At 58.1% G+C, this 13,394-nt stretch carries 12 protein-coding genes; 5 read left to right on the top strand and 7 right to left on the bottom strand.

Annotated elements, in window-relative coordinates; genetic code table 11:
- Nucleotides 1-264: 264 nt before the first annotated feature.
- From ACB042_RS08385 to rlmM, 4 genes are read left to right on the top strand one after another with little or no spacing between them, the layout of a single operon-like run.
- On the top strand, nucleotides 265-1,185 hold the full coding sequence (locus tag ACB042_RS08385) for a transcriptional regulator GcvA (RefSeq protein WP_005338622.1): 921 nt from the start codon (nucleotides 265-267) through the stop codon (nucleotides 1,183-1,185).
- On the top strand, nucleotides 1,178-1,807 hold the full coding sequence (locus ACB042_RS08380; protein WP_075115001.1) for an alpha/beta family hydrolase: 630 nt from the start codon (nucleotides 1,178-1,180) through the stop codon (nucleotides 1,805-1,807). Before ACB042_RS08385 ends, ACB042_RS08380 begins: the two co-directional genes overlap by 8 nt.
- Nucleotides 1,808-1,858: 51 nt before the next feature.
- Complete coding sequence (locus tag ACB042_RS08375; RefSeq protein WP_019445902.1) at nucleotides 1,859-2,245, top strand: DUF423 domain-containing protein; 387 nt, start codon at nucleotides 1,859-1,861, stop codon at nucleotides 2,243-2,245.
- On the top strand, nucleotides 2,238-3,332 hold the full coding sequence (rlmM, locus tag ACB042_RS08370; protein WP_005338617.1) for a 23S rRNA (cytidine(2498)-2'-O)-methyltransferase RlmM: 1,095 nt from the start codon (nucleotides 2,238-2,240) through the stop codon (nucleotides 3,330-3,332). Before ACB042_RS08375 ends, rlmM begins: the two co-directional genes overlap by 8 nt.
- A gap of 82 nt (nucleotides 3,333-3,414) precedes the next feature.
- Here rlmM and ACB042_RS08365 read toward each other — a convergent pair whose 3' ends face one another.
- The 7 genes from ACB042_RS08365 to queF all read right to left on the bottom strand — a co-directional run bounded on the left by ACB042_RS08365 (nucleotide 3,415) and on the right by queF (nucleotide 12,640).
- On the bottom strand, nucleotides 3,415-3,873 hold the full coding sequence (locus ACB042_RS08365) for a hypothetical protein (RefSeq protein WP_005349721.1): 459 nt from the start codon (nucleotides 3,871-3,873) through the stop codon (nucleotides 3,415-3,417).
- 117 nt (nucleotides 3,874-3,990) lie between these two features.
- On the bottom strand, nucleotides 3,991-4,998 hold the full coding sequence (locus ACB042_RS08360) for an isocitrate dehydrogenase (RefSeq protein WP_005349723.1): 1,008 nt from the start codon (nucleotides 4,996-4,998) through the stop codon (nucleotides 3,991-3,993).
- 159 nt (nucleotides 4,999-5,157) lie between these two features.
- The gene (xni, locus tag ACB042_RS08355; protein WP_129504575.1) at nucleotides 5,158-5,958 is read right to left on the bottom strand and encodes a flap endonuclease Xni; all 801 of its coding nucleotides are present in this window, start codon (nucleotides 5,956-5,958) and stop codon (nucleotides 5,158-5,160) included.
- A gap of 135 nt (nucleotides 5,959-6,093) precedes the next feature.
- Nucleotides 6,094-7,449, bottom strand: coding sequence for a nucleotide 5'-monophosphate nucleosidase PpnN (ppnN, locus tag ACB042_RS08350; RefSeq protein ID WP_005338611.1), 1,356 nt, complete (start codon nucleotides 7,447-7,449; stop codon nucleotides 6,094-6,096).
- 148 nt (nucleotides 7,450-7,597) lie between these two features.
- Nucleotides 7,598-9,214 (bottom strand): diguanylate cyclase, encoded by a 1,617-nt coding sequence (locus ACB042_RS08345; RefSeq protein WP_040068492.1) that lies wholly within the window; start codon nucleotides 9,212-9,214, stop codon nucleotides 7,598-7,600.
- Nucleotides 9,215-9,297: 83 nt separating this feature from the next.
- Nucleotides 9,298-11,580 (bottom strand): hypothetical protein, encoded by a 2,283-nt coding sequence (locus ACB042_RS08340; protein WP_005338609.1) that lies wholly within the window; start codon nucleotides 11,578-11,580, stop codon nucleotides 9,298-9,300.
- Nucleotides 11,581-11,791: 211 nt separating this feature from the next.
- Complete coding sequence (queF, locus tag ACB042_RS08335) at nucleotides 11,792-12,640, bottom strand: NADPH-dependent 7-cyano-7-deazaguanine reductase QueF (protein ID WP_371178220.1); 849 nt, start codon at nucleotides 12,638-12,640, stop codon at nucleotides 11,792-11,794.
- Nucleotides 12,641-12,844: 204 nt separating this feature from the next.
- On the opposite strand from queF, the gene syd reads away from it, so the two are divergent.
- Nucleotides 12,845-13,393: a SecY-interacting protein gene (gene syd, locus ACB042_RS08330; protein ID WP_058058265.1), complete on the top strand. Its 549-nt coding sequence runs from the start codon at nucleotides 12,845-12,847 to the stop codon at nucleotides 13,391-13,393.
- Nucleotide 13,394: the final 1 nt, after the last annotated feature.

The raw sequence follows: 13,394 nt of genomic DNA, 5'->3' as shown, positions 1-13,394 counted from the left end.
ATCCAGCTGGAGGCGCCAAACACATTCAGATGACAGACTGGGTCAAACCGGTGAGATTTGAGCCCCTCTTCCCGCAGAGGAAGAAACACAACACCACAATCGCAGTCGAAAGACTCACTAAAAACACATGTAAACCAACACGTAGTAGAAAATGTGAGCCATATGACGACTGATTGCTGGGCGAATTATGTTTATTCACTGGTCGACCCGCAACCGACAAATTATAATGCGCCCCATTAGAAAAACTCATCGTCGGCTGGTGTCATGTCTCGTCGTTTACCCCCGCTCAATGCCCTCAAGGCGTTTGAAGCTGCGGCTCGTCACTTAAGCTTTACCCGCGCAGCAGAAGAGTTGTTTGTGACTCAGGCTGCCATCAGTCACCAGATCAAGGCGCTGGAGGAGTATCTTGGCATCAAGCTGTTCCGCCGCAAAAACCGCTCCTTGTTGCTGACCGAAGAGGGGCAGGGTTATTTCCTGGATATCAAGGACATCTTTGCCTCCATCTCAGAGGCGACCGACAAGCTGCTGGCCCGCAGTGCCAAGGGGGCGTTGACTGTCAGTTTGCAGCCGAGTTTCGCCATCCAGTGGCTGGTGCCGCGGTTGGTCAAGTTCAGCGAGCGCCACCCCGATATCGACGTGCGGATCAAGGCGGTCGATCTCGACGAAGGGTCGCTTACCGATGATGTGGATGTGGCTATCTATTACGGGCGCGGCAACTGGCCGGGTCTGCGCTCGGACAAGCTGCATACCGAATACCTGATCCCGGTCTGCTCCCCCTTGCTGCTGACCGGGCCCAAGCCACTGCGTACGCCGCAAGATTTGACTCTTCATACCCTGCTGCACGATACCTCCCGCCGCGACTGGAAGGCCTGGTTCCGCCAGCTCGATATCGATGCACCCAACGTCAATCAGGGGCCCATCTTCAGCCACTCCACCATGGTGATCCAGGCGGCGATCCACGGCCAGGGGGTGGCGCTTGGCCACAGCGTGCTGGCACAACCCGAGATTGAGGCCGGCCGCCTTATCTGCCCGTTCGAGCAGGTGCTGGTGAGCAAAAATGCTTTCTATCTGGTGTGCCAGGAACAACAGTCGGATCAGGGCAAGATCGTGGCCTTCCGCGACTGGATGCTGGAGCTGGTGGAGCAGGAAGAGGCGCGTCGCAGGGCAAGGCTCGCCGATGCGTGAGGTGATCCGCGAGGGGGCAATTGATGCCCCCGTTCGCATTTTGCTGGCCCACGGGGCAGGCGCGGGGATGGATCATGCCTTTCTTACCGAGTTGTCACGTCTGCTGGCTGGCCCCGACATCGAAGTGGTGCGCTTCAACTTTCCCTACATGACAAAGCGTGCACAGGATGGCAAGCGCCGCCCGCCGGACAGAGCACCTGTACTGCTCGCCCATTGGCGCGACATGATCCGCGAGTTTGCCCATCCACGGCTGTTTCTGGCGGGCAAGTCGATGGGCGGGCGGATGGCGGCGGAACTCTATAGCGAAGGCGAGGGTGAGATGAATGCTGCAGGATTGCTCATTCTCGGGTATCCTTTCCACCCTCCGGCCAAGCCCGACAGCTGGCGAGGCGAGGTACTCAAGCATATTGCAGTACCAACCCTGCTGTTGCAGGGGGAGCGCGATACCTTCGGTAGTCGCGCCGAACTGGCCGATTTCCCCTTCTCACCCGCCGTATCGGTCCATTGGTTGACCGATGGTGATCATGGTTTCAAACCGCGTAAAGCCAGTGGCGTGAGTGAGCAGGAGAATATGCAGCATGCAGCGGCGGCCATCAGCCATTTTGTGGCTCGACATGGATAGCACGAGAGGGTTGGTTTGATTGCCAGCCGTGATGAGAGAGGGAGAGTGAGGATGCAGATCCATCGACATTGGCTGATACTGGCTGGTCTCTTCGGGTTGACGGCCACCATGCTGGGGGCTTATGGCGCCCATGGATTGGCGGCGACCGGCATTACGCCCGAGCGTCTGGCGGCATTCAATACCGCCGTGCAATATCAGTTTTTTCACGCATTGGCCCTGCTGGTTCTGGGCTGGTGTGGTGTGCGCAGCAGGGTGATCCACCTGGCTGGCACCGCTTTTGTGCTGGGGATCATCGGATTCTCCGGCAGTATTTACGCCATGGTGCTGCTTGGCAGCAAGGGGCTGGGGTTGATTACTCCGGCCGGTGGCCTCTGTTTTATGTTGGGATGGGCGGCCCTCTGCTGGGCTGGCTGTCGTCTTGGAGGAAAAAATGAATAATCTGCTGCTTTATTGCCGCCCCGGTTTTGAGAAAGAGGCGGCTGCAGAGATCACCGAGCGTGCCGGTAACATGCAGTGCTACGGTTTCGCCCGGGTCAAGGACGACAGCGGTTATGTGATCTTCGAACTGTATGACGAGGAGCAGGCGGACCTGCTGGCTCGCAAGCTGCCGTTCCGGGAGCTCATCTTCATCCGCCAGATGCTGGTGGTCACCCATGAGCTGAAGGATCTGGATGTCGCGGACAGGATCTCCCCCATCCTTGAGGCGGTGAGTGACTACACCATTTGCGGCGATCTGCGGGTCGAAACCGCGGATACCAACGAAGCGAAAGAGCTGTCGGCCTTCTGCCGCAAGTTCACCGTGCCGCTTCGTCAGGCGCTGCGCAGCAACGAGATCCTGACCAAGAAGGAGACGCCAAACCGTCCGGTGTTCCACGCCTTCTTTATGGCCAATGATCACGTGTTGCTGGGCTACTCCTATTCGTTCAACAACTCCGGATTCCACATGGGGATCCCGCGCCTGCGCTTCCCGGCCGATGCACCTAGCCGCTCCAGCCTCAAGCTGGAGGAGGCGTTTTACGTGTTTGTACCACGGGAAGAGTGGGATGTGCGTCTCTGCTCCGGCATGAAGGCGGTGGATCTGGGAGCCTGTCCGGGTGGCTGGACCTATCAGCTGGTGCGTCGTGGCATGATGGTGACGGCGGTCGACAACGGCATGATGGCCCAATCCCTGATGGATACCGGTCAGGTCAAGCATATCCGGGATGACGGTTTCGTCTGGCGTCCGAGCAAGAAGAACACCTACTGGCTGGTGTGCGACATGGTCGATAAACCGGCTCGGGTCGTTCACATGATTGCGGACTGGTTCCGTGAGGGGGACTGCCAGGAGGCGATGTTCAACCTCAAGTTGCCGATGAAGAAGCGTTATGCCGAGTCGGTACACAATATCGAAGTGCTGCGCGAGATGCTCAAGGAGATCGACAACGCGTTCGTGATCCAGGCCAAGCAGCTCTATCACGATCGAGAAGAGATCACCGTGCATGTTTACAACAAGTACTGGGTCTCCAAACTCGAGCCCAAGGCGTGATGTAGCTGTTCTGCCCGTACGATAAATACCAAGGCCGACAGGGAAACCTGTCGGCCTTTTGCTATTCGGCTGCCGGAAAATATCAGAAACGGTAATCGAGGCGAAGGGAGGATTCGTCATCGGTCACCTTGATCTCTATCTGCAGCGGGATGGTTTTGTCGACCGGATTGAATTGCATCTTTATCCCGTCTCCTCTCAGCCTGAGGGCGGTGTTCATTCCGCCAGCCTTGAACTTGACCTTGGGTCTGAAGCGTTCGACCGACAGACTGACGCTCTTTTCCGGGGTCAGATTGAGCTGCGGGTAGGAGGTGATCTTTTGATTACCAAAGTTGTCGGTGGAGACTTCAATACCAAACGACAGGGGTTTGGGGGCCTTGAGCAGGTCGTTGGTATTCAGGCTCGAGCGCCATACCTCGGTGGCAGTCCGTTTTTCCTGCTGTGGCAGTTTGGCGGTTTGGGTCTGTTGATCCTGCTCGAAAGCACTGGCAGTACCACACACCAGCATCAGACCCGAAACCAGATAGCACCCGTATCCCTTCATGAAAAACACTCCCTGTTCTTCTTCTCTATTGAACATAGTTGCTGTTCGGGGAGTGGCAAAGGATTCGGAAATATAAAAAAGGGAGCAGAAGCTCCCTTTTAAAATCAATGAATTAACTCACAGGCGATCGATGATAGCCTGGGTGAATTCGCTGGTGGAAGCCGTGCCGCCCAGATCGCGGGTGACCCGATCACCGGATTCGATGGTGGCTCGTACCGCCTCGCGGATCCGCTCTGCCTTATCCTGCATGCCGAGGTACTCCAGCATCTGAATGGAGGCGAGGATCACCGAGGTCGGGTTGGCAATGTTCTTGCCTGCAATGTCGGGGGCAGAGCCGTGGACCGCTTCGAAGATGGCCGCGCCATCGCCGATGTTGGCGCCGGGCGCCATGCCAAGGCCGCCAACCAGACCGGCGCAAAGATCAGAGAGGATGTCGCCGAACAGGTTGGTGGTGACCATGACATCGAAACGCTCCGGGTACATCACCAGGTTCATGCAGGCGGCATCGACGATCATCTCTTCGCTCTGGATATCCGGGTAGTGGCTGGCGATTTCACGGGCCACTTCGAGGAACAGGCCGGAGGTCGATTTGAGGATGTTCGCCTTGTGGATGATGGTGACCTTCTTGCGCCCTTCCTGACGAGCCAGCTCGAAGGCAAACTTGACGATGCGCTCGGCCCCTTCGCGGGTGATGATGCTCATCGCCTCGGCACTCTTGTTGTCATCGCTGCGCTTCTGACCTGCACCCGAGTACATCCCTTCGGTGTTTTCGCGCACTGTGATGATGTCGATGTTGTCGTAACGGCTTCTGGTGCCCTTGAAGGAGATGACCGGGCGCACGTTGGCGTAGAGGTTGAACTTCTTGCGCAGGGAGACGTTGATGGAGGTAAAACCGCCGCCGACCGGCGTGGTCAATGGCCCTTTCAGGCTCACCTTGTTCTTCTCAATCAGATCCAGGGTAGCCTGGGGCAGCAGCTCGCCATGCTTCTCGAGGGCAACCAGACCCGCATCAGCGTATTCGTACTCAAAGTCACAGCCTGCGTGGGTCAGGATCTGGATGGCTGATTCAATGATGCTGGGGCCGATGCCGTCGCCGGGGATCACGGTAATTTTTCTTTTGGACATGAGAGGGTTCCACTTCCAGGGTATAGGGGAGGATGGGGCTGCTTTATAGCATTTACTCAGCAAACCAACCACATTCCTTTACATTCTACTCACTTTTATCAACAGCGAGGGTGAGTCTCGTCATGGTTCACGCCCTTGCCTGCATTTTTGTTCGGCACTTTAGTCTGGCTGGGGCGGGTAGCGGATGTCCCGCAGGTTGAATCCCAGCGGAATATCCCGCTGCAAGCGCACCAGCCGCTGGGCCAGCAGGGCCTCATCCTGATGTTGGCGCAGCTTGATCAGTGGCTTGGCGGCGTCCTCTTGCTGGCAGGTCTCGAGCATGGCTGCCAGATTGCCATATTTCTGCAACAGCTGGGTGGCGGTCTTGGGGCCAATCCCCGGAACCCCCTTGATATTGGAACCGCTGATACCGGTCAGGGCCCAGAAGTCGACCAGCTGAGCAGGGGCTACCCCATATTGCTGCTGGACGAAGGCCGCATCCAGCCAGCGCTTGTTGAAGTAGTCGCGCACCCGGATCTGCGGGCAGATCAGTTGGCAGAAGCCCTTGTCGGTGGAGATGATGGTCGCCTGATGGCCATGGCTGGCGATGCCGCAGGCGAGAGTGGCGATAAGGTCATCTGCTTCATCGGTCTCGGAGAGCAGGGCATCGACCCCGCACTCCCAAAAGGCATCCTGCAGGGTCGCCAGCCCTTCACGCAGTTCGGGGGGCATGGGAGTTCGCCCTTCCTTGTAGGCCGGATAGACCTCCTTGCGCCAGCTATGCACCTCGCCATCAAACACGGCAATGACATGGGTCGGCTCGCTATTGGCCAGCAGCTTGCGGCAGGTATTGATAAGGTTGGCGCGGGTTGCAACCAGCGCCTGGGCAGGGGTCAGTGCCTGCTGGGCCTGTACCGCGTGCAGACGGCGAATGAGATTGAGGGCATCGATGATGAGCAGGTGTGGCCGGATAGTTGACATGGGGCACTCTTGGCGGTCGGGACGCCCCATTGTAACAAACCGCTCGCCTTATGGGTGATTGATGGCGGTCGGGAAGGCATAGCGCCAATAAAGAGGGGCGCCGATGCGCCCCTCTGTCGATGATGTATCTGTACCCTAGCGGACGATTTCGTAGCAGGGCACATACTGGCTGCCCGGCAGCTTCATCCGCTGCTGTTTGACGAAGCTCTCCAGCAGCTTGTCCATCAGGTGCATCAGCTCCTTGTCGCCGTGCAGCTTGAAGGGGCCCTTCTTCTCGATGGCGCGAATGCCCCCTTCCTTGACGTTGCCGGCGACGATGCCGGAGAAGGCACGACGCAGGTTGGCGGCCAGCAACTGGGGCGGCTGGTTGCGGTGCAGATCCAGACTGGCCATGCTGGCGTGATCCGGCTCGAAGGGGAGCTGGAACTCCGGCTCAATCTTGAGGGACCAGTTGAAAGAGTAGGCATCGCCGACTGATTTGCGATATTCGCGGATTTTCGGCATCGCCTCCTTCATCACCCGGGCCACTTCCGGCGCATCGCCGACAATGATCCGGTAGAGTTTGGTCGCAGGTTCACCGAGGGTCGCCTTGATGAAGTCGTCGATGGCACGGAAGTAGTCGGCACTCTCTTTCGGGCCGGTCAGGATGATGGGCATCGGCTGCCGCTCGTTGGCCGGATGCATCATGATGCCGAGCAGATAGAGCAGCTCTTCGGCGGTGCCGACCCCGCCCGGGAAGATGATGATGCCATGGCCGAGGCGCACGAAGGCTTCCAGCCGTTTCTCGATATCCGGCAGGATCACCAGCTCGTTGACGATGGGGTTGGGCGGTTCGGCCGCGATGATGGAGGGTTCGGTCAGGCCGATGTAGCGGCCGTTTCTTACCCGCTGTTTGGCATGGCCGACGGCGGCCCCCTTCATCGGGCCCTCCATGGCGCCAGGGCCACAGCCGGTACAGATGTTCAGCTCACGCAAGCCCAGTTCGCTGCCCACGGCGCGGGTGTACTGGTATTCGATCTCGTTGATGGAGTGGCCACCCCAGCAGACGATCAGGTTGGGATCGGCGCCGGGCAGGATCACCTTGGCGTTGCGCAGAATGGCGAACACCACGTTGGAGATATGAGTGGAGTTGGTCAGATTGACCTGGCGGTTGGACTCGAGCTGATTGGAGACATAGAGAATGTCGCGCAGCACAGAGAAGAGGTGCTCCTGAATGCCGCGAATGATCTCGCCATCGACAAAGGCGTGCTCGGGGGCATTGAACAGTTCCAGTTTGACCCCGCGCTCGCGCCGGATCACATGAATATCGAACGATTTGAAGCGCTCCAGGATCTCCTTGGAGCTGTCGGTATGGCTGCCGGAATTGAGCACTGCCAGCGAGCAGTTGCGAAATAGTTGATAGATATCGCTGGAGGCAGTCTGCTTGAGGCGATCCACCTCAAGCTGTGACAGCAAATCCATGCTGCCAACGGGATTGATGTGCGTAATCATAGGTTCCCCTTTACTCACTTGTTATCGTTGTGTTTTTCCCTGGGGAGAAAAGGGGACGCTATGTTGCATCCCCTGAGATCGATAGTAGTGGTAACAGAGGGTAGAGGGAAATAGGGCGACGACTGTTCGCTGTTTTTTTAGCCGCTTGTCAGGCCAGTGTCACTTGATCCCGACCTGTGTGCTTGGAGTGGTAGAGCGCCTTGTCCGCCCGCTCGAACACATCTGACGGGTTGTCCCCATCCTTGAACAGGGTTGCGCCGATGGAGATGGTGATCTCCACCTTGGCATCGCGAAAACGGAACGGGATGCTCTTGATGGTCTGGCGCAGGGTCTCCAGCGGCTTCTGGAACTTGTCCGGGTTGATGTTGGGCAGCAACACCACGAACTCTTCTCCACCAAAACGGGCGATGAAGTCGGTGTCACGCAGCGCGCTCTGCAGCGCTTTGGCGACTACTTTCAGCGCCTTGTCACCCGCCATATGGCCGTAGTTGTCATTGATATTCTTGAAGTGATCGATGTCGATGATCGCCATGCAGAGCGGAGTGCGGTAACGAAGCCAACGTTTGTACTCCTGCTCCAGCCGTTCATCGAGAGCGGCCCGGTTGTGTACCTGGGTCAGGCTGTCGAGGAACAGCTTGTGTTTTTGAATGGTCAGCCGCTTCTTGTACTCGGCGGTCTCCTCCTTCATCAAGCGCAGCTTGGACTCCATGGTGGAGAGGCGGGTGAGCAGGTGACGCTCTCGCGCCGCCGTGCTGTCACGCTCTTGCAGCAGCAGGTTGATGGCGCCCATATGGCCGGAGATGGCGCGCTTGAGCGCATCGATGGAGTTATGGCTGGCTAGGGAGTGATCGATCGCCTGCAACTCGTTGACCAGCGCCTCACGGGTCTCTCGGGTTTCGTTTTGCAGCGCACGCCCCTCATCGAGGGATTCGGTAAAGCCGACATGTACCGCGGACAGGCTCTCGTTGAGGGAGCTGAGGAAGGCGCGGGAGGCTTTACGCTCCTCACGGGTGCCTTCGATGATGAGCTCGATCACCTGCAGGCAGGTTTCCGCCAGCAGGGCAGGGTTGATCCCGATCAGCAGCTGACGGCGAATGTCGCTCAGGCTCTCGCCGATGGCGCCGGCAAAGTCGAGTTCGGTGATAAGCCGCTGCAGCTCATCGGCGATACGGGCGTGATCCTTGAGATCAAACGGGTCGACATCGGGCTGGCCATCGTTGCTGGCAGTATCGCTTTCTTGTTGAGTTGCACCTGACGGTGCCAACAGGGGTTGGCTTGGCAGCAGCTGGATCTTGATCGCCTGCTGGTAGAACTCCAGCAGCTTGATCACCTTCTTCTGGTGATCGGCAATGCCGTAACCGGCGGGACTTGCCAGAAATTCCTTGAGGGACTTGCGGGTCTCTTCCGGGAAGCCCTTGATGTTTTTCAGCTGTTTGGAACCAAGTTCGATGGCGGTCTGGGTCAGGGTGATCGACTCTTCCAGCGCATTGCTGTGCTGCTGCAGCAGTTTTTCAATGGCCAGCAGATCCTCGTCTAGCGCGGTAAATGCGGGATTGTTATCCAGTTTCTGCTTGAGCTTGGCGAAGCGATTGTCCAGCTCGCGGTCGAAGCCACGGCAGGAGAGCATCAACTTGTTGATAAACTGAATACCACGGGCACGCTCTGCATCGGAAAACGACAGTACGCCGTCGAGTTCCAGCTGTTTCTGCTGAAGGGATTCCCTGAGTCTTGCCAATTGTCCTGCTACGGCAGCGATGTCATTCATTATCAGGTCGCCCTGTTGTCATTATTGTTTTTGGTGTTGGATAGCAACAGTGGTCGAACTTGGTTTCGATCCTCGCCTGTTATCTACATTATTTCCTGGTGGTTATCGGCTGCCGGCTTCCTTGCAAGGCTGGGCCAATTAACCCATTGCTTTTCATGAGAAGAATTGACTTTTACCAGTCCCTTGTCAATTGCCATCAGGCCGCATTGCCACACATCTCCATTAAAAAATGCCGCTTGTTGGCAATCGATCGCCGCGAGCTCCAACCAGGCGTTTTGTTGGCATTTTTCACTGAGCTGAATGGCTCCCGACAGGGCGAGATAGCAGAGGTCAAACAGGCCATTGTGATCGAGCGCGGTCGCCGCTTTCGGCAGGAAGGGGTGACTGACAATCCCGAGGCTGATCTGGCGATCCAGCGGATAGTTGCAAGGGAAGGCGGCGATGGCGGTCAGCAGGTCTCCCGCCAGTTGATGCAGGTTGGTGACGTGGCGTTGTGGCACCACATAGAGCATGTGTCCTTCACGCAAGTCATAGATACGGCCATCTTGTGGGGTCAGGGTGTCCATATAGGCACCAAAGGCCTGCTCGATTTCTCTGCTGGCCTGATAGCCGTGGCGCTCCAGCGTGTTGACCAGGAAAGGCACCCGGAACAGCAGATAGTGCAGCTTGTCATCGAACTCGCTGGAGGGCTGTTCGCTGAGGTACCAGCGATCCGATTTCAGCTGGCGCTTTGCCATCTCCCGCGGCCAGCGGTTCATCAGTCGCTGCCAGTTGGCTAGCCCCGAGCGTGGCTCGATCAGCAGGGCCTCATTGGTCCGTTTCAGTTGCAGGCGGGCAGTACGCAGCTTGAGCCAGAGGGTGAAGAAGAGGTAGATAAAGAGCGCCAGCAGCAGGCTGGTGGTGATGCTCGACCAGAGATAGCGCTCCTGCTGATGCTGGCTGTTGTTAAGCCGCTGCTCCAGCTCCTTGATATGTTGCACCCGCTCGACCTGGACATAGTTGTCACGGATCGCCGCCTGCTCCATAGCCTGCTCCTGCTGGCGCACTTCCTCGCCAAGACGGTGGAAGCGCTTGTAGCTGTCGAGAGCCTGACGCAGATACCCCTTCTGCTCGTAGGCAAGCGACAACAGGCGGAATACCTCGTACTGACGGCGGGTATCACCGAGCTGATTGGCCAGCGCGCGGGCGTTCTCCAACTGCAGAATGGCGATGGCGGCCTCCTGCTTCTTCAGATAGAGCTCGCCGAGCAGCAGCAGGGTATCGATCAGCGGCTCTTTGGCATCGCTCAGCTCGTGGGACTGACGGGCCGCATTGAGGTAGTTGCTGGCCAGCGAGAGGTTGCCGCTTTGCAGGTAGGTCTTGCCGATTTCGTATTTGAGCAGGGAGGCTTGCGGTCGGTTACTCCCCTCATCGAGCAGATCCAGCGCATTGAAGAAGTAGACCAGCGCCATATTGAGGTCGCCCTGCTCGCGGTTGAGTCGCGCCAGCACCATCAGGGAGTCACACAGCAAGGAGGGGTTGCCGATGGAGTGGAAGTAGTTGGCTGCCTCATTGGCATACTGCAGCGCTTTCTGTGGCTCCTGCTCCTGCTGGTAGAGTTTGACTATCTGGTTCGACAGCAGGCCGAGAAAGAGCGGGTCATTGAGGCTTTTGGCCTGTTGCTGGGCATCGATATATTCCCCCAGCGCCAGTTGCGGCTGCTGCAGCGCGCGATAAAGATCGCCGCTGATGGCGCTGACCCAGGCACTGGCGAGGGGATTGGGGGTCTTGGCGGCCCAGATCCGCGCATCTGCCAAGTGGGCCTTGGCATCATCGAAGTGCTGGTTCTCGATGTCGTAGCTGGTGCGTTGCAGGCGGCCATAAATCTGGAGCTGGCTCTGCTTGAGCGTGGGGACGGCCAGCTGCTCGTCCAGTTGATCCATCAGGGCGCGGCTGGTGCTCTGGTTATCCGGTTTGAGGGCCTGACTGCGGATCTTGAGATAGAGGCCGTGGGCCTTGAGTTCCGGTTGCCGCTCTTTGTCTGCCAGCGCCATCGCCTTGTCGAGCGCTTGCTGGGTGGCCTGATATTGGCCCAGTTGCAGCAGACACTCCCCTTTGAGCAGATGGGCGCCTATGGTCTGGGCTGCCGTGCTGTAACTCAGGATTGGTTCGCGATAACCGAACTCCTGGCGATTGCTGATGATTTGCTGGGGATTATTGGCTGCGCGCGTCAGGAAGGCGGTGGTGATCTGGACGCATCTGGCAGGATCGGTCAGTACCATCGATTGCGCTTGTTGCAGATCGATAGAGAGTTGCTCCTTGTCCAGATCCAGATTCGGAGCTGACAGGGAGGACATCATCATGGCCAGAAAAAACAGTTGATTCATTGGATTAAGGACGGCGCAGAGGTGTTGGCATGTTATCCAAGCCCCCCCCTGCGAGTCCAGCGTTTACTGTGGTTTGCTGGTGGCCGGCAAGTGGGCTTCGTCTGGATTTTATTATCCAGCACCCTTATCCCTGCTGCGTAAAGCATCGATTGAAACCTTTTTTGCCAGTCATGGAGGGCAGTGCGACTGCCCTCTCTGTCGCAACTCGACTTTATTGGCGGATCAGACGCAGGTTGGCGGGCACGGCTTCGAAATCGGAGCGGAACGGGTTGATGTCGAGGCCGCCGCGGCGGGTATAGCGGGCATAGACGGTCAACTGCTCAGGCTGACAATAGTGCTTGAGGTCGATAAAGATCCGCTCGATGCACTGCTCGTGGAACTCGTTGTGCTGGCGAAACGAGATGAGATAGCGCAGCAGCTTCTCCCGATCGAGTTTCGGCCCCTTGTAGCGGATCACCACAGAGCCCCAGTCGGGCTGGCTGGTCACCAGACAGTTGGATTTGAGCAGGTGGCTGTGCAGGGTCTCTTCTACCTGTTCGCTACCGGCTGCACCTTGCAGCAGGGACGCATCAAACTCGTAATTGTCTACCTCGATATCCTGCTCGTCGATGCACTCGCCGGGCAGCTGGGCAATCTGGTGCGGCGCCTTGTCGAGGGGGAACAGGGTCACTTTGACGGTCTCGCCCGCACAGGCACTCAGATCCTTGGTCAGCATGGCGGCGACTGCCTCGATAGAGTCGCAACGGGTCTGGTTGAAGGAGTTGAGGTAGAGCTTGAAGGATTTGGATTCGATCAGGTTCGCACTGGTGGCAGGAATGGTCACTTCACCCACCGCCACCATCGGTTTGCCCTTGGCGTTGAGCCAGGAGAGCTCATAGAGGGTCCAGACATCGCAACCGGTGAAGGGCAGGTCATCGCCCAGCTGGAGATCATCCCGGTTCAGGCTGCGGGGAACCGGCTGCAGCAGGGAGGGGGTGTACTGGCTGATGTAATCGGATTGCTGGCCCAGGCTCAGGCCGGTCAGGGCGCTGGCTCCGGCGTATCTATCTTGTTTGCTCACAGGGTTGCTCACGTAATGTGCTCATGATGAGTGGAATGAAACGGGCCATTGCAGGGCCGGATGGTTGCAGCCGCTTGGCTTGGGCGTTGGCCTCTCTGTATCCCGGGTTCTGTTTCCCGGGTCGCAAGGTCGGCTGGCAACCTTGTCTGTTACCGGGTTTGGTGGTGCAATAGCGGACTTTGCCAGCAATTGTGGGGATTTTCGATGTCGGATCAAGTTTTGTCTGCCCTAGAGCACTTTTTTGCCCGCTGGCAACGGGATGGCGAGGCCAGACGAGGCCTGCCCCTGTGCGAGTGGGAGGCGGACTGGCGTTCCCCCTGCCAGCTTGGTGAGCCCGCCGATGGTCGGGTGGCCTGGCGCCCTCACCATCGCTCCGAGCCCGCCGACTTTACAGCCATGGCCGATGCCCTTGAGCTGACAATTCATCCCAGCGCCATTGCCCTGTTTGGCCACTGGTTCAGTCGCCCTATCCCCTGCCTCTTCAAGGGGCTGCGCCTTGAACTGATCTTGCCGTGGAACGACGCGGATCTCGACCTGCTCAGGGAGAACCTCATCGGCCACCTGCTGATGCTGCGCAAGTTAAAACGAACCCCCTCCATCTTTATTGCCACCACCCGCAACGAGATGACGCTCATCTCGCTGGATAACGAGAGTGGTCAGGTGTGGCTGGAGTGGCTCGATTCCGGCCGCCGTCTGACGTTGGCGCCCTCCTTACCGGCGTTTCTGGAACGGCTTGAGACGTTGCCGCAATAGC

This window comes from Aeromonas sp. S13(2024) (assembly GCF_041402405.1).
GTDB classification, from domain to species: Bacteria; Pseudomonadota; Gammaproteobacteria; order Enterobacterales; family Aeromonadaceae; genus Aeromonas; species Aeromonas veronii.
This window is presented reverse-complemented; position numbering and strand designations above follow the sequence as displayed.